The 25,086-nt window shown below is 33.3% G+C and carries 28 protein-coding genes; 16 read left to right on the top strand and 12 right to left on the bottom strand.

Translation table 11 applies throughout. The annotated features are described in order from the left end of the window. Positions 1-135 precede the first annotated feature (135 nt). The 3 genes from ABJF52_RS18890 (at position 136) to ABJF52_RS18880 (ending at position 3,408) form a co-directional block, all read left to right on the top strand. On the top strand, positions 136-1,017 hold the full coding sequence (locus ABJF52_RS18890) for a PPK2 family polyphosphate kinase (protein WP_348153721.1): 882 nt from the start codon (positions 136-138) through the stop codon (positions 1,015-1,017). Continuing rightward, positions 1,017-2,411: a M20/M25/M40 family metallo-hydrolase gene (locus tag ABJF52_RS18885; RefSeq protein WP_348153719.1), complete on the top strand. Its 1,395-nt coding sequence runs from the start codon at positions 1,017-1,019 to the stop codon at positions 2,409-2,411. Before ABJF52_RS18890 ends, ABJF52_RS18885 begins: the two co-directional genes overlap by 1 nt. Before the next feature lie 61 nt (positions 2,412-2,472). Further along, a complete protein-coding gene (locus ABJF52_RS18880) occupies positions 2,473-3,408 on the top strand; it encodes a peptidylprolyl isomerase (protein WP_348153717.1) in 936 nt (311 codons plus the stop codon). 514 nt (positions 3,409-3,922) lie between these two features. Here the strand turns inward: ABJF52_RS18880 and ABJF52_RS18875 are convergent. Together ABJF52_RS18875 and ABJF52_RS18870 are read right to left on the bottom strand one after the other, a co-directional pair. Continuing rightward, positions 3,923-4,117: a cold shock domain-containing protein gene (locus ABJF52_RS18875; RefSeq protein WP_013994176.1), complete on the bottom strand. Its 195-nt coding sequence runs from the start codon at positions 4,115-4,117 to the stop codon at positions 3,923-3,925. Between the two features lie 209 nt (positions 4,118-4,326). Continuing rightward, on the bottom strand, positions 4,327-4,965 hold the full coding sequence (locus ABJF52_RS18870; protein WP_348153715.1) for a peroxiredoxin: 639 nt from the start codon (positions 4,963-4,965) through the stop codon (positions 4,327-4,329). A gap of 120 nt (positions 4,966-5,085) precedes the next feature. On the opposite strand from ABJF52_RS18870, the gene ABJF52_RS18865 reads away from it, so the two are divergent. Then, entirely contained in the window at positions 5,086-5,631 is a 546-nt protein-coding gene (locus ABJF52_RS18865) for a YfiT family bacillithiol transferase (protein WP_348153713.1), read from the top strand. 14 nt (positions 5,632-5,645) lie between these two features. On the opposite strand, the gene ABJF52_RS18860 is transcribed toward ABJF52_RS18865, so the two are convergent. Both ABJF52_RS18860 and ABJF52_RS18855 read right to left on the bottom strand, forming a co-directional pair. Next, positions 5,646-5,966 carry a cupin domain-containing protein gene (locus tag ABJF52_RS18860; protein ID WP_348153712.1) on the bottom strand — a complete coding sequence of 107 codons (321 nt, stop codon included), beginning with the start codon at positions 5,964-5,966 and terminating at the stop codon, positions 5,646-5,648. 11 nt (positions 5,967-5,977) lie between these two features. After that, positions 5,978-6,538 (bottom strand): thioredoxin family protein, encoded by a 561-nt coding sequence (locus ABJF52_RS18855; RefSeq protein ID WP_348153710.1) that lies wholly within the window; start codon positions 6,536-6,538, stop codon positions 5,978-5,980. Positions 6,539-6,897: 359 nt separating this feature from the next. Here ABJF52_RS18855 and ABJF52_RS18850 point away from each other — a divergent pair, with 359 nt between their 5' ends. Beyond that, a complete protein-coding gene (locus tag ABJF52_RS18850) occupies positions 6,898-7,818 on the top strand; it encodes a bile acid:sodium symporter family protein (protein WP_348153708.1) in 921 nt (306 codons plus the stop codon). After that, on the top strand, positions 7,815-8,861 hold the full coding sequence (locus tag ABJF52_RS18845) for a lysophospholipid acyltransferase family protein (protein WP_348153706.1): 1,047 nt from the start codon (positions 7,815-7,817) through the stop codon (positions 8,859-8,861). The genes ABJF52_RS18850 and ABJF52_RS18845 overlap by 4 nt, the downstream gene beginning before the upstream one ends. A 66-nt stretch (positions 8,862-8,927) precedes the next feature. On the opposite strand, the gene ABJF52_RS18840 is transcribed toward ABJF52_RS18845, so the two are convergent. Beyond that, complete coding sequence (locus ABJF52_RS18840; protein WP_348153704.1) at positions 8,928-9,317, bottom strand: PUR family DNA/RNA-binding protein; 390 nt, start codon at positions 9,315-9,317, stop codon at positions 8,928-8,930. A 68-nt stretch (positions 9,318-9,385) separates the two neighbouring features. After that, positions 9,386-11,137 (bottom strand): ABC transporter ATP-binding protein, encoded by a 1,752-nt coding sequence (locus tag ABJF52_RS18835; protein WP_348153702.1) that lies wholly within the window; start codon positions 11,135-11,137, stop codon positions 9,386-9,388. A gap of 169 nt (positions 11,138-11,306) precedes the next feature. On the opposite strand from ABJF52_RS18835, the gene nusB reads away from it, so the two are divergent. From nusB to ABJF52_RS18815, 4 genes are all read left to right on the top strand, one after another. Then, the gene (gene nusB / locus ABJF52_RS18830; protein ID WP_348153701.1) at positions 11,307-12,254 is read left to right on the top strand and encodes a transcription antitermination factor NusB; all 948 of its coding nucleotides are present in this window, start codon (positions 11,307-11,309) and stop codon (positions 12,252-12,254) included. A gap of 107 nt (positions 12,255-12,361) precedes the next feature. Next, positions 12,362-12,835, top strand: coding sequence for a DUF1573 domain-containing protein (locus ABJF52_RS18825; RefSeq protein WP_348153699.1), 474 nt, complete (start codon positions 12,362-12,364; stop codon positions 12,833-12,835). A 25-nt stretch (positions 12,836-12,860) separates the two neighbouring features. Further along, positions 12,861-13,154 (top strand): preprotein translocase subunit YajC, encoded by a 294-nt coding sequence (gene yajC, locus ABJF52_RS18820; RefSeq protein WP_348153697.1) that lies wholly within the window; start codon positions 12,861-12,863, stop codon positions 13,152-13,154. 76 nt (positions 13,155-13,230) lie between these two features. Further along, positions 13,231-14,601, top strand: a complete 1,371-nt coding sequence (locus tag ABJF52_RS18815) for a Gfo/Idh/MocA family oxidoreductase (RefSeq protein WP_348153695.1) — start codon at positions 13,231-13,233, stop codon at positions 14,599-14,601. A 20-nt stretch (positions 14,602-14,621) separates the two neighbouring features. On the opposite strand, the gene ABJF52_RS18810 is transcribed toward ABJF52_RS18815, so the two are convergent. Together ABJF52_RS18810 and pepT are read right to left on the bottom strand one after the other, a co-directional pair. Further along, positions 14,622-15,218, bottom strand: coding sequence for a YdeI/OmpD-associated family protein (locus tag ABJF52_RS18810; RefSeq protein ID WP_348153694.1), 597 nt, complete (start codon positions 15,216-15,218; stop codon positions 14,622-14,624). 10 nt (positions 15,219-15,228) lie between these two features. Further along, on the bottom strand, positions 15,229-16,461 hold the full coding sequence (gene pepT / locus ABJF52_RS18805; RefSeq protein WP_348153692.1) for a peptidase T: 1,233 nt from the start codon (positions 16,459-16,461) through the stop codon (positions 15,229-15,231). Between the two features lie 67 nt (positions 16,462-16,528). Between pepT and ABJF52_RS18800 the strand changes: the two genes are divergently transcribed. Further along, positions 16,529-16,981 (top strand): hypothetical protein, encoded by a 453-nt coding sequence (locus tag ABJF52_RS18800; protein WP_348153691.1) that lies wholly within the window; start codon positions 16,529-16,531, stop codon positions 16,979-16,981. A gap of 72 nt (positions 16,982-17,053) precedes the next feature. Beyond that, positions 17,054-18,091 carry a quinone-dependent dihydroorotate dehydrogenase gene (locus tag ABJF52_RS18795; RefSeq protein ID WP_348153689.1) on the top strand — a complete coding sequence of 346 codons (1,038 nt, stop codon included), beginning with the start codon at positions 17,054-17,056 and terminating at the stop codon, positions 18,089-18,091. Positions 18,092-18,128: 37 nt separating this feature from the next. Here ABJF52_RS18795 and ABJF52_RS18790 read toward each other — a convergent pair whose 3' ends face one another. After that, a complete protein-coding gene (locus tag ABJF52_RS18790) occupies positions 18,129-18,560 on the bottom strand; it encodes a Dabb family protein (RefSeq protein WP_348153687.1) in 432 nt (143 codons plus the stop codon). Between the two features lie 81 nt (positions 18,561-18,641). Here ABJF52_RS18790 and ABJF52_RS18785 point away from each other — a divergent pair, with 81 nt between their 5' ends. The 3 genes from ABJF52_RS18785 (at position 18,642) to ABJF52_RS18775 (ending at position 21,546) form a co-directional block, all read left to right on the top strand. After that, positions 18,642-19,265 (top strand): LysE family translocator, encoded by a 624-nt coding sequence (locus tag ABJF52_RS18785; RefSeq protein ID WP_348153686.1) that lies wholly within the window; start codon positions 18,642-18,644, stop codon positions 19,263-19,265. 55 nt (positions 19,266-19,320) lie between these two features. Further along, positions 19,321-20,190 carry a hydroxymethylglutaryl-CoA lyase gene (locus ABJF52_RS18780; RefSeq protein WP_348153684.1) on the top strand — a complete coding sequence of 290 codons (870 nt, stop codon included), beginning with the start codon at positions 19,321-19,323 and terminating at the stop codon, positions 20,188-20,190. Positions 20,191-20,379: 189 nt separating this feature from the next. Then, entirely contained in the window at positions 20,380-21,546 is a 1,167-nt protein-coding gene (locus ABJF52_RS18775) for a VCBS repeat-containing protein (protein ID WP_348153682.1), read from the top strand. Between the two features lies 1 nt (position 21,547). Here ABJF52_RS18775 and ABJF52_RS18770 read toward each other — a convergent pair whose 3' ends face one another. The 3 genes from ABJF52_RS18770 to ABJF52_RS18760 are packed head-to-tail and all read right to left on the bottom strand — an operon-like array spanning position 21,548 to position 23,376. Beyond that, a complete protein-coding gene (locus ABJF52_RS18770) occupies positions 21,548-21,904 on the bottom strand; it encodes a hypothetical protein (RefSeq protein WP_348153680.1) in 357 nt (118 codons plus the stop codon). 1 nt (position 21,905) lies between these two features. Beyond that, positions 21,906-22,466 (bottom strand): FMN-binding protein, encoded by a 561-nt coding sequence (locus ABJF52_RS18765; protein ID WP_348153679.1) that lies wholly within the window; start codon positions 22,464-22,466, stop codon positions 21,906-21,908. Further along, positions 22,450-23,376, bottom strand: a complete 927-nt coding sequence (locus tag ABJF52_RS18760) for a DUF6607 family protein (RefSeq protein ID WP_348153677.1) — start codon at positions 23,374-23,376, stop codon at positions 22,450-22,452. Before ABJF52_RS18760 ends, ABJF52_RS18765 begins: the two co-directional genes overlap by 17 nt. Before the next feature lie 120 nt (positions 23,377-23,496). Here ABJF52_RS18760 and ABJF52_RS18755 point away from each other — a divergent pair. Then, positions 23,497-25,086, top strand: a 1,590-nt coding sequence (locus ABJF52_RS18755; protein WP_348153675.1) for a TonB-dependent receptor plug domain-containing protein, incomplete at its 3' end; no start/stop codon positions are given.

Genomic DNA, 25,086 nt, shown 5'->3' with positions numbered 1-25,086 from the left:
GGATGTGACCTATTTTTTTCGATGGTCAACCTACTGAATCATGATTATTGGATAAAGTGGTTTTTAATAAAGTTTAACTACCAATTTCTTTAACATAAATTACACTTCATCGATTAAATATTTTATATTCAGCCCATGAAAAAGGTTAATATAGCTACATATTTGGCAGCTAAAGCGGTAAATATTCAGGATGCACCTACGAACACCGATTTAGGGGTAAATGAGAAAGAGCTTAAGAAAGCACTAAAGGGTATTCGTCGAGAATTAGGCGAGTTTCAAGATACGATGTACGCTCATGGTAAATACAATGTTTTGGTTTGTTTACAGGGTATGGATACGGCTGGTAAAGATAGCCTCATTCGAGAGGTTTTTAAAGATTTCAATGCTCGTGGGGTCGAAGTTTATAGCTTTAAAGTGCCCACGGAAAAAGAGTTAAAACACGATTATCTTTGGAGGCATTATATTGCCTTGCCAGCACGTGGAAAATTTGGTGTTTTTAACAGAACACATTACGAAAACGTTCTGGTAACAAGAGTTCATCCAGAATATATTTTAGGAGAGAAATTACCTGGAATAAATTCTATAGAAGATATTAATGAAGAATTTTGGAACAGGCGTTTTGATCAAATAAATAATTTTGAAAAGCACCTTGCTGAAAATGGCACTTTAATTTTTAAGTTTTTTCTAAACCTTTCTAAAGAAGAGCAAAGACAAAGGTTATTAAGAAGGTTACGTTTAAAACAGAAGAATTGGAAATTTTCTCCTGGAGATTTAAAAGAAAGAAAACTTTGGGATGTTTATCAAAAATATTATCAAGATGCTATTCGAAGGACTACCAACGAACATGCTCCATGGTATATTATCCCTGCGGATAATAAAAAATCGGCAAGAGTAATTGTTGCATCTATTCTGTTAGAGGTTTTAAAAACATATAAAGATATAACTGAACCAGAATTAGAGGATAAAGTAAAAAAAAATCTAGAGATTTATAAACAAGAATTAGAAAACGAGAATTGATGAAGAAGTTATGCCTATTAATTTTTATGCTTGGAATGTTTTCCTATGCTCAAACAGCAGATGAAGCACAATTAAGAAAAATTTACGATGTTTCATTGACCAATGCTAAGGGTTACGATTGGTTAAATCATTTGTCCAATCAGATTGGGGGAAGACTATCAGGTTCGATACAAGCGCAACAGGCTGTAGACTATACAAAATCGCAATTAGAAAAGCTAGGTTTAGATCGTGTTTGGTTGCAGCCAGTAATGGTACCAAAATGGGTTAGAGGTACGCCGGAATTTGCCTATTATGAAAGTACGCCAGGCTTAAGTACGAACGTTCCAATTTGCGCCTTGGGCGGATCGGTAGCCACACGACCTGGTGGTCTAAAGGCCAACGTGATAGAGGTTCAAGGTATTGAGGAGTTAGAAACGCTTGGTCGTGAAAAAATTGAAGGTAAAATTGTTTTTTTTAATCGTCCATTTGATCAGAAATTAGTAAGCACATTTGCCGCATATGCCGGATGTGTAGATCAGCGTTATATGGGTGCAGCTGAAGCAGGCAAATATGGTGCTGTTGGCATTATTGTACGTTCGATGAGTTCTAGAATAGATGATTTGCCACATACTGGCTCTATGAGTTATGGCGATACCCCTGTTAAAGATAGAATACCGGCTGCTGCCATAAGTACTAGGGGTGCAGACCTATTAAGTACTACTTTGAAATTGAATGCTGAAACAAAATTTTATTTTAAACAGAATTGTGAGCAATTAGAAGACGTGAAGTCATTTAATGTAGTAGGTGAAATAAAGGGAAGTACCCACCCTAATGAAATTATGATTGTAGGTGGGCATTTGGATTCTTGGGACTTAGGTGATGGGTCGCATGATGATGGTGCGGGGTGTGTTCAAAGCATGGAGGTGCTTCGTTTATTAAAAGAAACAGGTTATAAGCCTAAACGAACAATTAGAGTTGTTCTTTTTATGAATGAAGAAAATGGTTTGCGTGGAGGAAATGAGTATGCGAAAGTTGCAAAAAGTAACAATGAAAACCATGTGTTTGCGTTAGAAAGTGATGCTGGCGGATTTACCCCGCGTGGTTTCTCATTGGATTGTTCCGATGCCAATTTTGAAAAAGTACAAAGTTGGAAAGAACTTTTTGAACCCTATTTAATTCACTTGTTTGTTAAAGGACCTAGTGGAGCTGATATAGATCCATTAAAAACCTCTGATATGCTTTTAGCTGGTTTAAGACCGGACTTACAGCGATATTTTGATCATCATCATGCGGCCAATGATACTTTCGAACATGTAAACAAAAGAGAATTACAAATGGGGGCTGCAACTATGGCAAGCTTAGTTTATTTAGTTGACAAGTACGGAGTTGAGCCTACTAAAAAAATCAAAGGTTAGTAGGTGTTGATAAAATTCCTTCACTATTTAGTATCTTTGCCGCTCATTTAAAACAAGTAAAATGCAAGACGGAATCTATGCGAAGTTTAATACTTCGAAAGGCGAGATTTTAGTAAAATTGACCCACGATAAAACACCAGGTACGGTAGGTAATTTTGTTGCCTTAGCTGAAGGAAAACAAAAAAACGCTGCTAAGCCAGAAGGAACACCTTATTATGATGGATTAAGCTTTCATAGAGTAATTCCAGATTTTATGGTTCAAGGTGGATGTCCTCAAGGAACAGGTACTGGAAACCCTGGGTTTCAATTTGATGATGAATTTCATCCAGATTTAAAACATTCAGAACCAGGTATTTTATCAATGGCTAATGCTGGTCCAGGTACAAATGGCAGCCAATTTTTTATCACACATGTACCAACACCTTGGTTAGATAATAAGCATACTGTATTCGGACATGTTGTAGCTGGTGGACAAGAAGTGGTTGATGCAATAGCGCAAGGAGATACAATTGAAACTCTAGAAATTGTAAGAGTGGGCGATGAGGCCGAGAACTTTGATGCACTTGCTGCATTTAATAATTTTGAGAAATCAAAAGAAGAAAGAATTAAAAAAGAAAAAGCTGCACAAGCTGAAATCTTAGATAAATTAGCTACTGGTTTTGATGAAACAGAAAGTGGTTTACGATATAAAATAATACAGAAGGGTAGTGGTGCTAAAGCTGAAAAGGGAAATAAAGTTTCTGTACACTATGAAGGATCTTTATTAAATGGTCAAGTTTTTGATTCCTCATATAAAAGAAATCAGCCAATTGACTTCCAATTAGGTGTAGGTCAGGTTATTCCAGGATGGGATGAGGGTATTAGCTTATTACAAATTGGTGATAAGGCACGTTTTGTTATTCCTTCAAACCTAGGCTATGGCGCAGCTGGTGCAGGTGGTGTAATTCCTCCAAACGCTACATTGATTTTTGATGTTGAGCTAATGGGTGTTAAATAACATCCAATTCTTAATAATAAAAAAACTTCCATGCTTATTATTAGTATGGAAGTTTTTTATTTTTAAACTTTACTTAAAAAGCATCAAATAGTACATCAACAATTGATGAATATCGATTGTTTTTAGTTTAGATTTTTACTTGAAATTAGGGGGTTCTTGCCCATGTAAGCATAATATTGAAGAAAAATACTACGACCGAAAACTATTTCGACTTAGCGCGACCAGTACTTAAAAATAGTAAAACTAGGTTTACTGCTAAAAGTATAAAAAGGATACCAAAAAATGTAATCATAATGTGTTCTATTAATAATAGTGTGTTCTACTTACTACTAGTTTAACCTTTAGATAACGAAATCTTAAATTGGTTGCTTTAAATACGAGAGAAATTATCAAAAAGTTTTCGTCAAGTAGAATTTATTAATTGGGAAGTAATATTTATTTTAGATTATGATATAAAAAAAGCCCCAACAGCATGTTGGGGCTTATTATAAAAAAGTTTATTCTTACCTAGTACCTAGTCAACAACCTTCACATTTACGGCGTTTAATCCTTTTTTACCTTGTTGTAGTTCAAATTCTACAACGTCACCTTCACGAATTTCATCGATTAAACCAGAAATGTGTACAAAGTGATCTTCGCTTGAACCATCTTCAGTGATAAAACCATAACCTTTGGAATCATTGAAGAATTTTACTGTTCCTTTACTCATAATACAAAAAAATTAAATAATTAAATTAAAGCGCAAATATAGTGTTAAATAATTAAAAGAAAGCGTTTTAGGGTTATATTTTCGTAAAGTTTGAATTACTTAATAATACGTCCTAAGGTAATTTATTCATACTTTCTAATGTTGTATATACTTACAACAATTAATATACACGAAAATAATTCATTATTTAGCGTATTATAAGTTGCAATTTAAGCGGTAGGGTCTGGTGTCATTCGTAAATATGGTTTTATTTCTTTAACACCTTTCTCAAAAATAGATTTAGCATCTTCAGTTGCAATGGCTGGACTAACAACAACATCTTCACCATTTTTCCAGTTTGCAGGAGTAGCTACTTTATGATATGAGGTGAGTTGCAAGGAGTCAATTACTCTTAATAACTCGTAAAAATTTCGACCTGTAGAAGCTGGATACGTTAATATTAACTTCACAGTTTTGTCCGGTGCAATTATAAACACAGAACGCACGGTGAGGTTATTATCTGCATTTGGATGAATCATATCGTACAGAGTAGAAACTTTTTTGTCTTCATCTGCAAGAATAGGAAAGTTAACAGTTGTGTTTTGCACTTCATTAATATCTTTAATCCACTCTTTATGTGACGCCGCGCCATCAACGCTTAAAGCGAGCATTTTTACATTTCTTTTGTCAAATTCATCTTTAAATTTTGCAGCTGTACCTAACTCTGTAGTACAAACTGGTGTAAAATCTGCAGGGTGAGAGAAAAGAATTCCCCAACCATCCCCTAAATAATCGTATAAATTAATTGTTCCTTCAGAACTATCTGCTGTAAAATCTGGGGCTATATCACCCAATCGTATAACTGCCATTTTGAATATTTTAAGTTAAATTTCTATTTAAAAAAAATAAGTCTACAAATTTACTAGATTAAACATCAAAACACATTTCATTTGGGTTAAAAATGTATTAAAGTTTATTACTTTTATAGCATGGATGCTAAAGAAATAGAAAAGCTTAAATACCCTATTGGGAAATTCGAAATGCCAACTGAAATTACATCGGCTATACTACTTAAGTATATAGATGAACTAGAAGTATATCCTGGGAAATTATCAAATCTGGTTTCAGACTTAGATGAACAAAAACTAAGTACTGCATATAGGCCAGGCGGTTGGACAGTTCGACAACTAGTTCACCATATTGCCGATAGTCATCATCATAGTTATACTCGATTTAAATGGGCATTAACAGAAAATAAAGCACTAATTAAGGCTTATGAAGAGAAAGAATGGAGTAAGTTGTTCGATGCAAAAACAGCACCTATTCAACTTTCTTTAACTTACTTAAGTGCATTACATGCTAAGATAGTTTATTTACTTCGCGGTTTGTCTGATGCGGATTTGAATAATTGTTATACCCACCCAGAAGATGAATTTGTTGTTACGGTTGCTGAGAATATATGCAAATATGCTTGGCATGGAAGGCATCATTACGCCCATATCAAAAATTTAATAGAACGAGAAGGATGGCGCTAGATTTAGAATAGTTACTATTCGATTTCACCTCCTTCAGGGCCATAGAATATTACCCAAGTAACAAAATCATCGGTAAAGTTTTCAAATCGATGTTCATGGCCAGCTTTTACAAACAAAAAATCACCCGTAGAAAATGTGGTTGTCGTACCATTATTGTAAAATGAACCACTACCAGCAATAATTACATAAACTTCATCTCGCGTATGCGGTTGTTGGTAGTCAATTTGCTCTGGTTTATAAACTTCGACGGCCAAAGAACCATGTTCAAAAACCGTTAGGAATTTCGAGTCAATTTTAGTCAATTGCGAAATGGCTTCTTTTTTTTCAACTTTCATGATAAGAATATTTAATTATTAGCCCATTTTATACTGCAACCAATACTAGGTTTTTGATGTTGATTTATTTTTTCTTTATTTAATATAGCCTCAATAGCATTCCTTAAATCATTTCCTGTTAAGGGTAAGCTATTGCCTGGTCGAGAGTCGTCTAATTGCCCCCGATAAACAAGTTTAAGATTTTTATCAAATAAATAAAAGTCAGGCGTGCATGCTGCATTATATGCTTTAGCAACTTCTTGGGTTTCATCATACAAATATGGGAAAGTATACGATTGATCAAGAGCTAATTGTTTCATTAAATGAGGTGCGTCTTGCGGATATTTCTCAACGTCGTTACTTGAAATAGCAATAAAACCAATTCCTTTTTTTTGATATGTTTTAGCCATTGGAACTATGGCTGGATTAACATGTATTACAAACGGACAATGATTACAAATAAACATAATCACCGTTCCTTTGTCTCCTTTTAAACTTTGTAATTCTTGGTATTTATCGCTAATAGAGTTTAATAAATTAAAATCTGGCGCAATAGTTCCTAAAGGGAGCATGTTACTGGGCGTATCTGACATTATTTAAGTGTTATATTAAGATTTAAGTTCCGCTCTAATTCTAGATTTTAAGCTATTTAGTCTTTATTATTTAGAAATTAATGGAGCTTCTTTTTTATTAAAAGTAAATCGATTTCATTGTAAATAAAAATAATGGAGTAGGGTATTTATGTACATGATTGTTTAAAATATATAATCTACCAAATACTTAACTATGAAAAAATGTATATTTTGTTTTAGTGTATTGATATTGCTTTTGGTGTTCATTTAAATTTTAGTTTCAAATAGTAAGAGCAAATGCCTTTGATAATATTATCTTATCTTTCGTATTAGAATTTAAAACAACAAGGGTTGTTGTTTTCCAAATTGAAAGCACCTTTTTGACCGATTCATTAATAGATACTGTTCACATTAATTTTAATACAGAAACCATTTGGTTGTTGAATAGTGCCTTGGCTTTAGTAATGTTCGGTATAGCACTTGAGATTTCTTTAAAGGATTTTGAGAATTTGTTTAAAAATCCGAGACCTGTTGTAACGGGAGTTATAAGTCAGTTTCTAATATTACCTGCGATAACTTTTTTGATAGTTTATTTTATTACTCCTACACCTAGCATAGCTCTTGGGATGTTTTTGGTAGCCGCCTGTCCGGGAGGTAACATATCAAATTTTATCACTTATTTGGCTAAAGGAAATACTGCGTTGTCAATTAGCCTTACGGCTATAGCGACGTTGTTAGCAATAGTTATGACACCTTTAAATCTTCAATTTTGGGGTAGCTTGTATGCGCCAACAGCGGCTATACTGCAAGATATTTCTGTTTCACCTTTCGAAATGTTTAAGCTAGTTTCGTTATTGTTAGGTATACCATTGTTGCTTGGTATGTTGGTAAATTCTTATAAAAAGGAGCTAGCAAAAAAAATGGCGAGAGTGCTTAAAGTTGCATCAGTCGTTATTTTTATTGCTTTAATTATTATAGCATTTTATAAGAATTTAGAAATTTTTACCCAATATATCTTTTATGTTTTTTGGATAGTGCTTTTACATAATTTAATAGCTTTTTTTACTGGTTTTTCATTTGCTAAAATAATGGGATTGTCCAATGTAAACGTGCGTACAATTACCATAGAGACTGGTATTCAGAATTCTGGTCTTGGCTTACTTTTAATATTTACTTTTTTTGAAGGATTAGGCGGTATGGCTTTGTTAGCTGCTTTTTGGGGAATATGGCATTTAATTTCTGGATTAATTCTTGCGACCATTTGGGGCTATAATCCAATTAAAAAGGAAACATTAGCTTGAAAAATATAGCGTACTTCGTAATAAAGTTTTGGATACGAACAAGTTTGCATCTTTATTTCGGGAAGATTAAAATTGATGGCCTTTCTAATGTGCCTTTAAAGAAGCCAGTGTTGTTTTTGCCCAATCACCAAAATGCACTTCTAGACCCCTTATTAATTGCGGTAGATTGTAATAGAAAACCTTATTTTCTTACGCGGTCGGATGTTTTTAAAAGTTCAATTTTAAATAAGTTATTTGAATTGGTTAGGATGATTCCCATTTATAGAATTAGGGATGGACGAGCAACGTTAAAACATAATGAGCTGATTTTTGACAAATGCGCAAATCTTTTAGGTAATGGTGAAGCACTTTTAATGTTTCCAGAAGCTAATCATAATTTAGAAAGACGTGTAAGACCTTTGAGTAAGGGTTTTACACGATTATTATTTAGAGCATTAAAACAGAATCCGAAATTGGATATTCAATTAGTACCAGTGGGATTAAACTATTCTTCGGCAACTCAGTTTACAGACGAGGTATCTATTTATTTCGGCAAACCAATAGCGTTAAACGAGTTGTTTATTGTTGCTGATGAAAGGGCTACTATTGAAAATATTAAAGATAAAGTTTCCCTTTCGTTGCAAAAATTAACTACGCATTTATCGGAAGAAAATTATGACGAAAAAATAGCGAAATTAAATGCTTCGAAGCCGGATTATCTTAATCCTATCGAAACAAATAAGATTATTAAGGATGGAAAATATTTTTATGGTACTCATGAACTAAAGTATAAGAATGGTATTTTAAATAGATTAATTTATCCATTTTTTTTGGTTGGTAATTTACCTGTTATTTTACTGTGGAAGCTTTGGTTAAAACCTAAAGTTTGGGAACCTGAATTTACCGACACATTGCGCTTTGCTCTTTCCTTATTGGTTTTTCCGATGTATTACTTTTTGCTATTTGAAATTTTTAATTATTATTTAGGTTGGAGTAGTGGATTAATAATAATTATCGGGTTGTTTTTATTTAATTGGATATATGTAAAGTGTAGTAGAAGATGATTTTTAATAATTGGAAGGAATAAAAAACGACCCATAAGGGTCGTTTAATAACTGTAAACTAGATTTTTAAATGTCATCGAAATTGACATCAGTAAAATTCTCTGCTTTTTGCGTTTCGCCATTTTCAGAGCTGTTAACACTAGCAATTTCTTCGTCTTTTTTAAAATCTTTCTTATGTCGTTCCGAAATTACTTCTGTACCTTTTTCTTCGATTATAAAATCCATCATTTCTTCTACATTTTCCCTAAATGCTGTGAAGTCTTCTTTATAAAGATAGATTTTGTGTTTTTTGTAATGAAAAGTTCCATCGTCATGTGTAAACTTTTTACTCTCCGTAATTGTAAGATAATAATCTCCCGCCTTAGTACTTCTAACATCAAAGAAATATGTTCGTCTTCCGGCGCGTAAAACTTTTGAATGGATCTCTTCTTGATCCAACATGTCTTTCTCGCTCATTATTTATGGTATTATAGTGTTTGTACTACCAAAAATGAAGAAAAAATGTCGATACGGCAACTATATTCTTAGTTTTCTTTATCAGATAGTTGCGTAAGGTATAGTTCTTTGTAGTACCCTTCTGACATGTTTAATTGTTCATGAGTTCCTTCTTGTAATAATTTTCCGTCATTAAGCACAAGAACTTTGTCCGCATTTTTAGCTGAGGACACTCTATGGCTTACTATTAGGGTAGTGCGGTTGCTTGAAGCCTGTTCTAAATTGTTTAATATTTCTTCTTCAGTTTCCGTATCAACAGCAGATAAGCAGTCATCAAAAAGATAAATTTCTGGATTTTTAAGTAGCGCTCGAGCAATAGAAACGCGCTGTTTTTGTCCACCACTAAGAGTAATTCCTCGTTCTCCAAGTACAGTTTCATATTGTTTGGTAAAGCCCATTATATTTTCATGTACTACTGCATTTTTTGCAACAGTTATAACTTCTTCCTCAGTAGCATTTTCTTTACCAAATTTGATATTTTCTTTAATGCTATCAGAAAATAGAAAGGCATCCTGAGGTACTGCACCAATGGATTGTCTTAAACTTTTCAAGTTTAATTCTTTTATTGGAACATCATCTACTAAAATTTCACCGTCAGTAACATCATATAATCTGGCAATAAGATCTAAAATAGTGGACTTTCCAGATCCTGTTTTTCCTAGAATGGCAACAGTGTCACCTTTATTTATCGTGAACGAAATATTTTTAAGTGCCTTTATATTGGTGTCGTCATAAGTGAAAGAAACATTTTTAAACTCGATTTTACCATTAATTGTGTTTTCTACAGCAGATTCATTTTTTATTTTAGGTTCTTCTTTTAAGAATTCATTAATTCGAGTTTGAGATGCTCCAGCCCTTTGAACAATTGAAGTTAGCCAACCTACAATAGCAACGGGCCAAGTGAGCATATTTACATAAAGTATAAATTCGGCAATTAATCCAAATCCAATTTCACCAGCTATATACTGCTTTCCGCCAATGTAAATAACGAAAAGATTACTCACACCAATTAAAAGCACCATTAATGGGAAAAACCAAGCATTTACTTTGGCAAGGTTCATACTTTTATCTTTCCCTTCATTGGCTAAAGAAATTACTTCTTCATGCGTTTGTGGTTCTAAACCATATGCTTTAATAACCGATATGCCTGAAAAGGACTCCTGGGTAAACGTTGAAAGGGTCGATAAAAATTCTTGAACCTTGGTACTTCGCTTATGAATAATTTTACTGATTTTATAAATCAAAAAAGAAAGAATAGGAAAGGGTAAAACGGTATACAATGCTAGTGTAGGAGCTTTAATAAACATTAAAGGGATTAGACATCCAAATAAAGTTAAGGCGTTTATACCATACATTACAGCAGGACCAGCATACATTCGTACTTGCCCCACATCTTCACTAATTCTATTCATTAAATCACCAGTTCTATTTTTTTTATAAAAATCTAGATTAAGGTACTGATAATGGTCAAATACTTCATTTTTTAAGTCGTATTCTATATAACGAGAAACATTAATTATAGTTTGTCGCATCAAGAATGTAAATATTCCTGATAAAATTGCCGTTCCAATAATAATTAAGATGTACTGAGTTAATAAATCTGTCGCCTCAATTTTATTGATGTTTTCCGTTACAAGGTCATCTATTACTTCGAAGGATTTGTTGACATAAGAAGGAAGTACAAGTGAGAAAATTCTAGCAATTATAGTGATTATAACGCCTATAAGTAGCTTTAACCAGTATTTGCGAAAGTATTTGTTTAAGTGCTTTAGTTCTTTCATTTATTTACCTGTAAATCTGGAAGGTCAGATTTTAAAGGGGCAAAGATAGTCGTTTGGGGTTTAAAGGAATGTTATTAAAACTATAAGATCCGGTAATATATAGTAGTTAGATAAAATTAGATTCCTATTTTTGCCTAGAATTAATACCAAATCGCAAAAGTTCTTTTAAATGCTAACAAGAAGACATATTAGGGTAAAGGTAATGCAGTGTATCTATGCCTTGATTCAATCAAAGGATGATTCTTTGGAGAAACAACAAAAATTTCTCAAGACTAGTATAGAGAATATGTACAATTTGTACCTTCTTCTTTTAAGTTTGTTGGCAGAAATTCAACAAATGGCCGACAGCCAAGTAAAGCTTGCTAACAAGAGTTATTTAGAGAATACTTCGAATAATTATCCAGATAAAAGCAAATTTGTAAACAACCTTTTGTTAAAACAAATAGTTGGTAATACATCTTTACAAGAAGAGTTAGCGAATAGGAAATTAAAGAACTGGTATCTTAATGAAGAGTATGTAAAGCTTTTATATAAAGAAATAGTTGAAAGCGATAGTTATAAGAGCTATATGAATTCAACTAAAGATTCTTACGCTTTAGATCGAGAGTTAATTTTAGATCTCTACAAAAATGTAATTGCACCAAACGAGAAAATTTACGATTATTTTGAAGATGACAAACTGACATGGGTAGATGATATTCCAATTGTAAATACCTTTATAGTTAAGCAAATAAAAAAATCGAAAGAGGATCAATCAGAGTCCTTCTTTTTGCCAGCACTTTTAAAGGATGATGCAGATATGGATTTTGCATTAAAACTTTTAAGCAAAACACTATTAACGGATGCTGAATTAGAAAAGGAAATTGAAGGCAAGACTCCGAATTGGGATAAAGATAGAATTGCTGAAATAGATTCTATTTTGTTAAAAATGGCAATTTGTGAATTACTAAATTTTTCTTCCATTCCGGAGAAAGTTACGATTAATGAATTTTTGGAAATAGCTAAAGAATATTCTACCCCAAAAAGTAGCATCTTTATAAACGGAATTCTCGATAAACTTGTAAAAGAATACAAGGCTGACGGAAAACTTAAAAAGATGGGCAGAGGTCTTTTATAAAATATTTCTGTAATTTTACGTTTTATATATATTATCGAGAGATATTATATCTAATTAATTAACAACCTACTTATCAGAAGAATGGTAAGTCAAAAAAAAGTAAAGTGATGAAAAGAGTTTTTCTAGTATTTGGTTTAATCGGGGCGCTAGCAATTGTTTCTTGTAAAGACAACAATGCTACGGCAAAAATCAACACTGAAAATGTAGCAGTTGCAGCAGAGCGCGATGAAGCTGCTAAACAAGTTCCAGTTATGGAATTTGTAGAATCTGAACATGATTTCGGAACAATTAATCAAGGTGAAGCACAAGAAACAGCTTTTGTTTTTACAAATACAGGGAATGCACCGTTAATTATTACGGATGCAACAAGTAGTTGTGGATGTACAGTTCCTAATCCACCAAAAGAGCCTATTGCTCCAGGAGAAACAGGTGAATTAGTAGTAAAGTTTAATGGTTCTGGTCAAAACCAAGTAACTAAAACTATTACTGTAAAAGCTAATACAGAAAAAGGTTCGGAATTATTAAGAATCAAAGCATTTGTTACGCCTAAAAACGCAGCAGCAGTAGGGCCAACAAAATAATTAACAAACACGAGAACACTATATTATGGAGAATTTAGGGCAATTTTTGCCAATGATTCTAATTTTTGCCGTTGCATATTTTTTTATGATAAGACCGCAAATGAAGCGTCAAAAAGATGAAAAAAAGTTTGCAGCAGATTTAAAACGTGGAGATCGCGTCATTACTAAAAGTGGCCTTCATGGCAAAGTTTTAGAATTGAATGACAAAGATTACTCATGTGTTTTAGAAACAATGGCAGGTAAATTAAAATTTGACCGAACTGCAATTTCAATGGAATTGAGTAAGAAGTTAAATACTACGCCTACTGAGAAAAAGTAGTAGTAAAACTATAAATATTTAAAGGCGTCATCCGTAAGGTTGACGCCTTTTTTTATGTTTAAAATTGTTATCTTCAATGAGATTTAAATACCATACGATGAATAGTAATAGAAGAAGTTTTATGAAGAAAAGTTCATTAGCTCTCGCCGGTACCGGGGCAGCATTTATGTTTCCAATGGAACTTTTGGCAACAATTCGAAGAAAAGTTAGTGCTAATGATAAGATTCAGGTTGGCTTAATTGGTTGTAAAGGTATGGGTTTTTCGGATTTAAGCTCAATGTTGAAAATTAGTGAAGTAGAAGTAGTAGCACTTTGTGATGTAGATGAAAGTGTACTTGTAGCTAGAACGGCTGATTTAGAAAAGGCCGGAATAAAAAAACCAAAATGGTATAGAGATTATCGCAAGCTTTTAGAGGATAAAGATGTAGATGCAGTAATCATTGGTACACCTGATCATTGGCATTGTTTAATGCTTACCGATGCACTCCAGGCAGGTAAAGATGCCTATTGTGAAAAACCTATCGCCAATTCCGTTCAAGAGGCCGATATCATGCTTAAATATGTGAATTCTAGCGACCGTATGGTTCAAATAGGCCAGTGGCAAAGAAGTCAACCACATTTTGTGGATGCTATAAATTACGTGCATTCAGGAAAATTAGGAAATATTCGTTTGTCAAAAGCATGGGCATATCAAGGTTGGATGAAACCTGTGCCTGTAATTGCTGATGCTGCAGTTCCGGAAGGTGTTGATTATGATATGTGGTTGGGGCCAGCACCAAAAAGAGCTTTTAATCAAAATCGTTTTCATTTTAATTTCAGATGGTTTTGGGATTATGCTGGAGGATTAATGACAGATTGGGGAGTGCATTTAATTGATTATGCACTATATGGAATGAAAGCCGGAAGACCAAAATCAGTAATGGCGTTAGGCGGTAAATTTGCTTATCCAGATGATGCCGCGGAGACACCAGATACCTTACAAACCGTTTTTGAGTATGACGATTTTTCAATTTTATGGGAGCATGCAACAGGTATAGATGGAGGTAACTATGGTAGAGATCACGGAATTTCTTTTATTGGAAATAATGGAACGCTGGTTGTAGATAGAAATGGTTGGGAAGTAATTCCTGAAGGAAAGTTTAATGGTTGGGGGGAAGAGAAAACTCCAAAAATGGAAGCAATTAAAAAGGGGACAGGTAATTTAAGCGGACTCGATTTACATACCGTAAACTTTATCGACGCAGTAAAGTCTAGAGATGCTTCTAAACTAACTGCACCCATAAAAGTTGGCTACGATGCAGCATTAGTTTCACATATGGGTAATGTAGCTTTTAAAACTGGAAATCGTATTTACTGGGATACCGAAGCTAACCAATTTAAAGAGGAGAAAGCGAACCAATTTTTAAAAGCGAATTATCAGAATGGGTATAAATTACCAATGCTATAATACTTGGTGAAAAGAATAATTCACCTGTACATATCATTCAGTCCTTTGCCATTTTCAAGCATCGGAATAATTTTCGCAAGTCTGGTAAGTTTTGTTTTTTCTTGTTTTGCATTAACAATATATTCAGTGTATTCTTTTTGTTTATAGGGTGTTAAGGAATAAAAATTTGTTCTTGCTATATCATTGCTTTGCAAAGCATTATTGAGTAATTCAGGAATTACCAAACTTGTTTTCTTTTTTTTAATTGGGGCAAGTCTTAATCCCTTTCTCTGATTGTCTAAAGCTTCTTTAATGTAGTTGAATACATTTAGGTCATCAATATCGGTATCAGATTTAAAATGCCAATGTCGCATTGATATAGTTTTTTCTGTTTGCACATTTATAAGAACATTTTTGGGATCAGATAAGAACACCCCATTGAAAAAACCAATACCAAAATGATTTTTAAATCGTGCTATCCAGAATACATTTTTACCATCCAAACCATAAACTGGTGCTTGCCATTTAAAAGATTCTTCAGCATTGGCTTTTAAGGCTAAAGCCCTAAGAATTTGAACACCATTTTTAAAATGATGTTCTTGGCTGTAATAGGCTTCAATTTTTTCCGAATGATCCATTAATCACTATTTATTCCATAGCCTTACGTGCAGTAAATTCACAAATTCTAACAATAACTTCTGTTGCTTTAACCATGCTATGTACAGGAACATATTCAAATTTACCATGAAAATTATGTCCGCCTGCAAAAATGTTTGGGCAAGGTAAACCCATATAACTTAATTGAGAACCATCGGTACCTCCCCTAATTGGTTTGATAATAGGGGTAACACCAACGTTTTCCATGGCTTCTTTAGCCGTTTCTACAATATGTAAAACGGGTTCTATTTTTTCTCGCATATTGTAATACTGATCGTTCATCTCTAATGTAATACAATTGTTGTGTATGGAATTTAAACTATCGGTTATGGCTTGCAATAATTGTTTTCTTTCTTCGAACTTGGTTTTGTCATGATCTCTAATAATTAATTGAAATTCTGCATTTTCAATTTCACCTTTTAACGAATGAACATGAAAAAACCCTTCTCTTCCTGTCGTATTCTGTGGAGTTTCTTCAGGGGGTAGAATAGACATGAATTCGTTGGCAATGCTAATAGCATTTACCATTTTACCTTTAGCATATCCAGGGTGTACACTTCTACCTTCAATCTTAATTTTGGCACTTGCAGCATTAAAGTTTTCATATTCAAGTTCCCCAATCTGACTCCCATCCATAGTATAGGCCCATTCAGCACCGAATTTTTCAACATCAAATTTGTGAGCACCTCGGCCAATCTCTTCATCAGGAGTAAAACCAATTCTAATTTTACCGTGTTTAACTTCTGGGTGTTTTACAAGATAATGCATAGCCGTAATTATTTCGGTTATACCAGCTTTGTCATCGGCTCCTAAAAGTGTTGTACCGTCTGTTGTAATTAGAGTTTGCCCTTTGTATTGGAGCAAATCTTCGAAATAATCGGGCGAAAGAATTATATTTTTCTCTGCATTTAAAACAATGTCTTTTCCATCATAATTTTCAACTATTTGAGGTTTTACATCGGTTCCTGAAAAATCTGGTGAGGTATCGAAATGAGAAATAAATCCGATAGTAGGTACCTCGTATTCTACGTTACTAGGTAAGGTAGCCATGATGTAAGCATTGTTGTCGATAGTTACATCGGTAAGGCCAATTTCCTGTAGGTCGAAAACAAGTTCTTCGGCTATATGCCACTGTTTTTCGGTGCTAGGAGTAGTTTTTGAATTGGGGTTGCTTTGCGAGTCAATCATTGCATAACGCAAAAAGCGGTCAATAATCTGCTTCATTGATATAATTTTTTAGTAAAAATACTGTTTATAAGTAAGTTGTATAACCTACTAAGTCCAAATCTGTATGGTTTATTTCAAGCATATAAAAGTATTTATTATTTTTTTTCTGTCAATAGCTTATTGTTATGGGCAGTCAACTGATTGTACCTTAGACATTGGTGGAGAAACTGCGAATCCCGTTGTTGAGATTTTTCAACTGAATGATGTACAAAAACAGAAATTAGAAGAGTTACGTGCTAAATATTCGCTTTCTTCCAAAAGTATTGATGATGAAATAGCTAAACTTTTAGCAGAACATCCGCAGAGCACTCCAGAGGAATTGTTGACTTTGGCAAAAAAATACAGAGTTTTACAGTTAAAACTAATGCAATCATCAAGGGATATTGATGAGGAATTAATTGCTACTTTCAATCAACGACAATACGATTTTTATCTTACTTTGTGCCATGAAGCGGTGCGTAAGCCAATAGTTGTGAATCCTGTTATTTATGAGGAAACCCTTGTTGATGAAAAATAGATTTAATTCTATCCATACAAGTGATAAATGCAGTTATTAGTTTGTACTTTTGTGTAAATACTAGAGCTAACTATGTACAAAACCTTTGTTCGACCTTTATTTTTTCTATTAGACCCAGAACGTGTACATCATATAACCTTTAACCTTGTAAAAGTATTATCATCTTTAGGTTTTGGTTCAATTTTCAAGGCGATTTATTCAGTAAAGGACGAACGTTTAGAGCGTGAAGTATTCGGTTTAAAATTTAAAAATCCGGTTGGTTTGGCTGCGGGTTTTGATAAAAATGCAGCCCTGTATAATGAACTTTCTAATTTCGGATTTGGCTTTATAGAAATTGGTACATTAACCCCCAAAGCTCAACTCGGTAATCCAAAACAACGACTTTTTAGATTAAAGGCAGATCAGGCTATAATAAATCGAATGGGGTTTAATAATGAGGGTGTTTTGGAGGCTGTTGAAAAACTTAAGAAAACCCATAAGGTTCTTATAGGTGGAAATATTGGTAAAAATAAGGTTACTCCAAATGATGAAGCAACTAAAGATTATTTAATTTGCTTTGATGCACTTTTTAATCATGTAGATTACTTTGTTGTAAATGTTAGTTCGCCAAACACTCCTGGACTTAGAGCATTGCAAGATAAGGCACCATTAACAGCTTTATTAAAAGAGTTAAAAATAGCAAATGAAAAGCGTGCCATTAAAAATAATGGTACCGGTAAACCAATATTATTAAAAATAGCTCCTGACTTAACAGATGAGCAATTACTTGATATTATTGAAATTGTTAAAGAAACTAATATAGAAGGGGTTATTGCAACCAATACAACAATTTCTAGAGAAGGGTTGAAATCTGATTTAATTTCAACGGAAGAAAAAGGAGGATTAAGTGGAAAGCCATTAACTGAAAGGAGTACGGAAGTGATTCGTTTTTTGTCCGAAAAAAGCAATAAAGCTTTTCCTATTATTGGAGTGGGAGGAATCCATTCTGCGGAAGACGCTATTGAAAAATTAGAAGCTGGTGCTTCGTTAATTCAAATATGGACAGGCTTTGTTTATGAAGGTCCCGCCTTAGTAAAAAAGATTAATAAAGCTATTCTTGAAAAAAAATAAGCGGCAACAATTTATTATAGCTACCGCTTATTAATTACTAGTTAGTATTACTCCAATAGTCGAATACTGTAACGTCATCTAAATGAGGGCCTAATACTTCACCAAAAGCTTTATGTGCTGGATGAGGTAAATAAACATCACGGCCTGCCTCAGATTTAAAAGTCAATAAGAAGCCATGTGTCAAACCTTTATTTAATCCTTCCGGACTATTATTTATTCCCCATTCATAATCAATAATTTCAGGGATTTTCGAGGGCAGTGCGGAAAAAGCATCAACAACTTCTTTTATGCTTTCTGGACTAGTATCATCCTTAAATTTAAAAAGTACGACGTGTCTTAATACACTATCTTCAGTTTTAATTGTTTCCATTATTACTTTTTTATCTTCTTTTTTTGTTTCGTCTTTAGGAGTAAATCCACAAGCTAATATTCCCAACATTAAGACAACAGAGAAACCATATTTTTTCATTTGTATTTATTTTAGTTGAAAGATAAAGAAAATAAAATTTCGAAAAAGTAATTCGTATTTTTCAATTTTTTAAATAAGAGAATGAATTTTGAAATTTTACTAGGTTTTGTTCTTGCTACTGCAGCTTTAGCCATTTCACCTGGTCCTGATAATATTTATGTGCTCTTGCAAAGTATTGCTAATGGTAGAAAATCTGGATTGGCAACTGTTGCCGGCCTAATTACCGGTTGTTTGGTTCATACTACTTTATTAGCTTTTGGTGTTTCAGCAATAATTAAAGCAAATGACACAGTATTTTTCATTATTAAATTATTAGGGGCATTATACTTGTTTTATTTGGCATATCAAGTATATCAAAATAGTGCTACTATTGATTTAAATAATAGTGTTTCGGAAAAAGGAATGTTTCAATTATTTAAGCAAGGATTTATCATGAATGTGTTGAATCCAAAAGTTGCAATATTCTTCTTGGCTTTTTTTCCTAGTTTTTTATTTAGTAATTCTATAAGTACAGTAATTCAGTTTTATACGCTAGGGTTTCTTTTTATGTTTGTTTCAACAATTATTTTTAGTTGCATTGCAATTTTAGCAGCATCTTTAGCAAAGTATATAAAAGATAATGCTAATGTTGGTAGGATATTAAAATGGCTGCAGATATACGTATTTATTGCTATAGGCGTTTACATACTGTTATCAGACAAATAGTGTTAATTTTGTTTGATAGCTTTTATTAAAAACTGAAACAATTGCATAAATAAAGATGTCAAACAAAGTTAAAATCATAGAATGTCCAAGAGATGCCATGCAAGGCATTAAGACATTTATGCCTACAGAAGCGAAAGTAGTTTATCTGCAATCGTTACTAAAGTGTGGATTTGACACTATAGATATCGGTAGTTTTGTGTCGCCAAAAGCGATTCCTCAAATGGTAGATACTTCAGCGGTTCTATCGAAATTGGATTTTTCTGAAACAAATAGTAAGTTTTCTGTAATTGTCGCTAATGTACGAGGAGCGAAAGAAGCTGTAGTACATGAACAAGTAGATTATTTAGGATTCCCTTTTTCAATTTCTGAGAATTTTCAAATGCGTAATACCCATAAAACTATAGCACAATCTGTGGAGACTTTACAGGAAATTTTGAATATTGCCACTGCAGCTAACAAAGAAGTTATTACCTATATATCTATGGGGTTTGGAAATCCATATGGTGACCCTTGGAATGTTAATGTAGTAGGCGAGTGGACTGAGAAATTAGCAGCGATGGGTGCTAAGATATTGTCCTTGTCAGATACTATCGGTTCTTCAACTCCAGAAACTATAGCATACCTTTTTTCAAATTTGATTCCTAAATTTCCAGAAGTCGAATTTGGAGCACATTTACATACTACACCTTCCAAATGGATGGAGAAGGTTGATGCTGCTTATAATTCAGGTTGTCATAGATTCGATGGTGCCATTCAAGGTTTTGGAGGTTGCCCTATGGCTAAAGATGAATTGACAGGGAATATGCCAACAGAAAATATGCTCTCTTTTTTTACAACAAAAAAAGTAGATACAGGTGTTAATTGGATGGTTTTTGAAGCGGCTTTCAATAAGGCTACGGAGCTTTTTTCTAAGTATCATGACTAGTCATCAGTGTATGTTGATTAATTCTACAGATTTAGACTAAAAAGAATATACAATTATTAAAGTCTTCCTTTATATATTTTTTTATTTTTAGTTTATCAGGTAATAAAATTTTAAACTAGTTAAGTTATTGCTGCTAAAGAACTATTCTATTTACGGGATTTAAAATTAATTATGTACGTGAATATGAAAATGAATTTTATAAATCCTTATTTAATTGTGGTCTTTTTAATGTGCTGTTGTTTCTCATTTTCTTACGGACAATCAGAGACATCTACAGATTTTAGAAAAACGGTGATTACTAGAGATTTTATTTCGGAAGGGGTGGCAGCTGCCGATCTAAATAGAGATGGTTTAACAGATGTTATTGCAGGTTATTATTGGTTTGAGGCACCGTATTGGGTAAGACATGAAATGGCTCCATCACGCCGGTATAATCCTCGAGAAGAATATTGCGAGTCTTTTTTGAATATGACCATGGATGTTGATTTGGATGGTTGGGAAGATGTGATTATTATTGGTTATCCGGGCACCCCAGCCATTTGGCTTAAGAACCCTATGAACAAAACGGAAGTTTGGAAAAAACATATTATTGCTAATGGAGTGGGCATTGCCAATGAGTCACCAGCATTTATAGATATTGATGGAGATGGCAGACTAGATATTCTTTGTGGAGATGTTGATGAAAAACAAATAGTTTGGTTACAGGCACCTTTAAAAAATGGAGAAACTGAATGGAGCAGATTTGCATTAAGCACCAAAAATGTTCCTGGTACCGAGCGTTTTTCTCACGGTATAGGTTATGGAGATATTAACAATGATGGTGCTGATGATGTAGTTATTGCAGACGGTTGGTTTGAAGGGAAAATAGATAGGAAGTCAGGTGATTGGAAATTTCATGCAACACCAATTAGTGAACCTTGTTCGCACATGCAAATTTTAGATGTAAATGGAGACGGCGCCAATGACGTGGTAAGTGCCTCTGCTCATAAATTAGGTGTTTGGTGGCATGAAAAGCGTGGAAATAGTTTTGAAACCCATTTAATTAGTGAAACTACGACCCAAACACATTCCTCCATTATGGTAGATTTAAATGGCGATGGTAACAAAGATTTTGTAACTGGGAAAAGATTTCTTGCTCATAACGGTAATGATCCTGGTGATGAAGACGCACCTATACTTTTCTGGACAGAATTCACTCCTAAAACTGTACCGTATTATAAGGAACATTTTATTGATGCCGATTCAGGAGCGGGATTAAACATTGCTATTGCTGATATGAACAAGGATGAAAAACCGGATATTGTAATAGCAAGCAAGAATGGAGTTTTTGTTCTTGAAAATAGAATTAGTAAATGATTTATTGTCCGCACATTTTATTTACATAAATATCTAGATCTAATTGAAATAAAGTGCCGTCTACTAAATCTTGAATTTCATTTAGTTCTCTAGCATTAAGGGCAAATGTTACCGATGGTATTGGAGATTCCACAAGAAGTACTCTACACGATTCTTTTTCCGCACAATCTTTACAGAGAGAACTATTTTCTCTCGTGAAGTTAATATTTTTTGAGAATTTTGATAATTGTTCTCTGGTAAGTAATAGACCAGTATCCCGAAAAACTATCTGAACTTTTTTATTATCATCATTAGGATTGTTTTTCCATTGAAAAGCAACTCCTAATCCATTGTGATAAATAGTATTGATGTCCTGCATTTTATTCTATTTTTAAAACTTGTTTTTCTTTTAAAATTTTAACGCTTTTTAGAACATTGGCCATAGCTTTCGTCATACTTGATGCAGAAATAGTAGCACCAGAAATAGCATCAATAGATTCACCATAAGTAGGTTGGTCGTCAGTAGATAAACCAATAAATTGTTTAAGCCACCGCTGGCTTCCTATTTGTTTTCCATGATCCTCTCTATAGATTAATACTTTAGATTTTTTGATGGTCAAATCAGTATTAAAAAGTACGATGTAGTCAAATTTTCTCTTCATACTAGGCGCTTCGCCTAAATACAAATAGCCAATTTTTATTTCATTACTGTAGATTTCGAAAAAACTATTTTCTAGTAAGCTAGCTGGTGTTTCATCATTAATTTCTGCAGGAATAATTACATTTTTTAAAACTTTACTTTCTACTTCATAGGTAGCTAAAATTGCAGTGTCAATCTTTTTTTGCAATCTTGGGTCAATCTCCTTTATAGAAAAAGAGATTAAAAGGGTTGCTATAATTAGCAACCCTAAAATGGATAGTTTTCTATTTACTTTTAACATTAGAAACGGATTTATCAGCAACGAAATTTTTAATTAATTTATTTATTTCACGTGGCTTTGCGTTTTCTTTTTCTAGTTTGTAAAAATGCATAAACAACGGTTCTTTGTCAACCGATTTTAATAAAGTTAAATCTCCAGTTCTGTCGTATACATTATCCCATGAATTTCTAACTTTACCCCAGAATTTGTTGTTGCTCACCCACCAATCTTTTGCAGGCTTACATTTTTCATCAGCAACCTTAGTGTAAACATTATATCCTTTTTCTTGAGCTAATAGCACATCTTCTTGATTGTCTTCGCGTATAATTTTATCATTATCCTGTTCGTGCACCCAGCCAGTAGAAGTTATTTCTTGCCGATTACCACGTTTCATAACATTATAATCTTTTCGTTTGGTATACTCTCGTCTTGGTAACGGTGAATCTGTTTTATTTTCCCAATAATGCTTACCATCGGCATGAATCCATGTTGCAGAACCGGAATATCTTGGACTATCATCTACCTGAAATACTTTTTGCGTCCATTGTCCTTCAACACTTTCTTTAGGTAAGGTAGAAAACTTCCAATTGTTGTCTTTGTCGTAATAGAAAACTTCTTGGTTTTCATATTCCCAATCTTGGCGCCAATGTTTTATTACCATGGTATCGCGTACCAATAATAAATGTTGAATGGATAGTTTATTGTTGCTGTCTTCAATTAATTCAGCCCATTCTAATGCTCCAGAGGTATAATCCAAATGTTTTTCATAATCAATTTCGGGAGCAAAGGTTTCAGTGTATTTAAAAGTTACCTCATAACACCCGCACATTGCTTTTATAGCTGCAATATCCTGTTGTTTTTTAGTGGTCTCTAGTTGACCAAATGTTGCTATGGCGAAAAACAACATTACTAATAGAGTCAATTTTCTCATTACTAATAATTTAAAAGTTTGAATGAATTTATTATTAAACAAAAATAGTATTTTTATTTAGATTGAATAAAAATTAGGTATATATTTGAATATTATTAAGAATCATTCTAAACAATATTCATGTTTATTAGATACATACTTATTGTATTTGCTCTATTTTCTATCAAAGTTGTAATTGCGCAGCAGGAAGAATCCAAAGATTCAGTAAAGACAACCAATTTAAAGGAGGTTGTTGTTACAGGGCAGTACAGTAAACAAAGTGTAGATAAAGCAGTTTTTCAAGTTAAAGTGATACCAAGAACTGTGATTGATAATTTGGCTGCAAATAATTTAGCCGATGTATTAAATCAAACTTTAAACATAAACATTATACCTAATGCATCAAGTGGAAAAAGCGGGGTACAGTTATTTGGTCTTGATTCGCAATACTTTAAAATATTAGTTGATAATATTCCCCTTATTAATGATGAAGGTCTCGGTAACAATACCGATTTAACACAATTAAATCTGGATGATGTTGAGCAAGTTGAAATAGTAGAAGGCTCTATGGGGGTGCAATATGGTTCTAATGCTGTTTCAGGTATTATAAATATTATTACTAAAAAATCTTCAAAATATAAATGGCAAATAACGCCTTATTTACAAGAAGAGACCATAAGTAATGAATACGGACTTTTTGATCAGGGGCGTCATATACAATCCTTAAAAGTTGGGCATAATTTTTCTAATAACTGGTACATAAATGGTACCTATACACGAAATGATTTTGCAGGTCATTTTGGAGATAGGGAAGGACAAAATTATGAATTTAACGATGGCAACCGCGGCTATGAATGGCTTCCTAAATTGCAAAATAATGCTAAAGCATTAATTCGATTTAATACTGAAAAGACGAGTGCTTTTTACAGGTTAGAATATTTTGATGAAAGGGTGTCTAGGTATGATTCAGTGGTGCGTACCAATTTAAATTCTGCAACTCAGACAACAAATCCGACAGCTTCTGATGAAATATTTACCTCAGAAAGATTTAATCATCATTTTAATCTTACAGGTAATCTATTTAAAACTGCCAACTACGACGTATCTTTTTCATATCAACAACAGAAAAGAAATGTAGAAACTTATAATTATCGAATAAAGACTCAAGAAGAGTTTGATAATGAATTTTTTGAATATGAATCTCGTAAAGGTTTGTATTCTCGTGGTACATTAAACAATTTATTTACTAATAATTGGTCTAACTATCAATTAGGATACGAGATAAGTAGTATTGATGGGTACTCATCGTCCTTGGCGGGTGATTTTGAAACTGACAATATTAAAAGGCGAATAGAAAACTATGATGTTTTTACTTCGGCAGAGTATTCGCTTTCAGAAAAAATTTCTTTACGTCCTGGTATACGGGTAATGTTCTCTTCGAAATTTGATGTGCAATCGGCATTTTCGTTAAGTTCTCGATATCTTTTTAAAAATGGTTTTCAATTACGAGCGGTTTTAGGTTCTGCACCTAGAAACCCAAATTATGATGAATTGTTCACCTATTTTGTTGATGTTAATCACGATGTGCAGGGCAATGACCAAATTAATCCAGAACGGGGTTATTCAGGATTTTTACATCTGAAAAAAGATTTCTGGACTACGGATGAAAATTGGTTGCTAAGAAATAAACTTTCCGCTTGGTACATGTCTGTTGATGATCGTATTGAATTG

The organism is Aurantibacter sp., from assembly GCF_039941195.1.
Taxonomy (GTDB): Bacteria; Bacteroidota; Bacteroidia; order Flavobacteriales; family Flavobacteriaceae; genus Aurantibacter_A.
This window is presented reverse-complemented; position numbering and strand designations above follow the sequence as displayed.

Coding starts and splice junctions, on each gene's coding strand:
- ABJF52_RS18890 (WP_348153721.1), top strand. CDS start 136: ATGAAAAAGGTTAATATAGCTACATATTTGGCAGCTAAAGCGGTAAAT.
- ABJF52_RS18885 (WP_348153719.1), top strand. CDS start 1,017: ATGAAGAAGTTATGCCTATTAATTTTTATGCTTGGAATGTTTTCCTAT.
- ABJF52_RS18880 (WP_348153717.1), top strand. CDS start 2,473: ATGCAAGACGGAATCTATGCGAAGTTTAATACTTCGAAAGGCGAGATT.
- ABJF52_RS18875 (WP_013994176.1), bottom strand. CDS start 4,117: ATGAGTAAAGGAACAGTAAAATTCTTCAATGATTCCAAAGGTTATGGT.
- ABJF52_RS18870 (WP_348153715.1), bottom strand. CDS start 4,965: ATGGCAGTTATACGATTGGGTGATATAGCCCCAGATTTTACAGCAGAT.
- ABJF52_RS18865 (WP_348153713.1), top strand. CDS start 5,086: ATGGATGCTAAAGAAATAGAAAAGCTTAAATACCCTATTGGGAAATTC.
- ABJF52_RS18860 (WP_348153712.1), bottom strand. CDS start 5,966: ATGAAAGTTGAAAAAAAAGAAGCCATTTCGCAATTGACTAAAATTGAC.
- ABJF52_RS18855 (WP_348153710.1), bottom strand. CDS start 6,538: ATGTCAGATACGCCCAGTAACATGCTCCCTTTAGGAACTATTGCGCCA.
- ABJF52_RS18840 (WP_348153704.1), bottom strand. CDS start 9,317: ATGAGCGAGAAAGACATGTTGGATCAAGAAGAGATCCATTCAAAAGTT.
- ABJF52_RS18835 (WP_348153702.1), bottom strand. CDS start 11,137: ATGAAAGAACTAAAGCACTTAAACAAATACTTTCGCAAATACTGGTTA.
- nusB (WP_348153701.1), top strand. CDS start 11,307: ATGCTAACAAGAAGACATATTAGGGTAAAGGTAATGCAGTGTATCTAT.
- ABJF52_RS18825 (WP_348153699.1), top strand. CDS start 12,362: ATGAAAAGAGTTTTTCTAGTATTTGGTTTAATCGGGGCGCTAGCAATT.
- yajC (WP_348153697.1), top strand. CDS start 12,861: ATGGAGAATTTAGGGCAATTTTTGCCAATGATTCTAATTTTTGCCGTT.
- ABJF52_RS18815 (WP_348153695.1), top strand. CDS start 13,231: ATGAGATTTAAATACCATACGATGAATAGTAATAGAAGAAGTTTTATG.
- ABJF52_RS18810 (WP_348153694.1), bottom strand. CDS start 15,218: ATGGATCATTCGGAAAAAATTGAAGCCTATTACAGCCAAGAACATCAT.
- pepT (WP_348153692.1), bottom strand. CDS start 16,461: ATGAAGCAGATTATTGACCGCTTTTTGCGTTATGCAATGATTGACTCG.
- ABJF52_RS18800 (WP_348153691.1), top strand. CDS start 16,529: ATGGTTTATTTCAAGCATATAAAAGTATTTATTATTTTTTTTCTGTCA.
- ABJF52_RS18795 (WP_348153689.1), top strand. CDS start 17,054: ATGTACAAAACCTTTGTTCGACCTTTATTTTTTCTATTAGACCCAGAA.
- ABJF52_RS18790 (WP_348153687.1), bottom strand. CDS start 18,560: ATGAAAAAATATGGTTTCTCTGTTGTCTTAATGTTGGGAATATTAGCT.
- ABJF52_RS18785 (WP_348153686.1), top strand. CDS start 18,642: ATGAATTTTGAAATTTTACTAGGTTTTGTTCTTGCTACTGCAGCTTTA.
- ABJF52_RS18780 (WP_348153684.1), top strand. CDS start 19,321: ATGTCAAACAAAGTTAAAATCATAGAATGTCCAAGAGATGCCATGCAA.
- ABJF52_RS18775 (WP_348153682.1), top strand. CDS start 20,380: ATGAATTTTATAAATCCTTATTTAATTGTGGTCTTTTTAATGTGCTGT.
- ABJF52_RS18770 (WP_348153680.1), bottom strand. CDS start 21,904: ATGCAGGACATCAATACTATTTATCACAATGGATTAGGAGTTGCTTTT.
- ABJF52_RS18765 (WP_348153679.1), bottom strand. CDS start 22,466: ATGTTAAAAGTAAATAGAAAACTATCCATTTTAGGGTTGCTAATTATA.
- ABJF52_RS18760 (WP_348153677.1), bottom strand. CDS start 23,376: ATGAGAAAATTGACTCTATTAGTAATGTTGTTTTTCGCCATAGCAACA.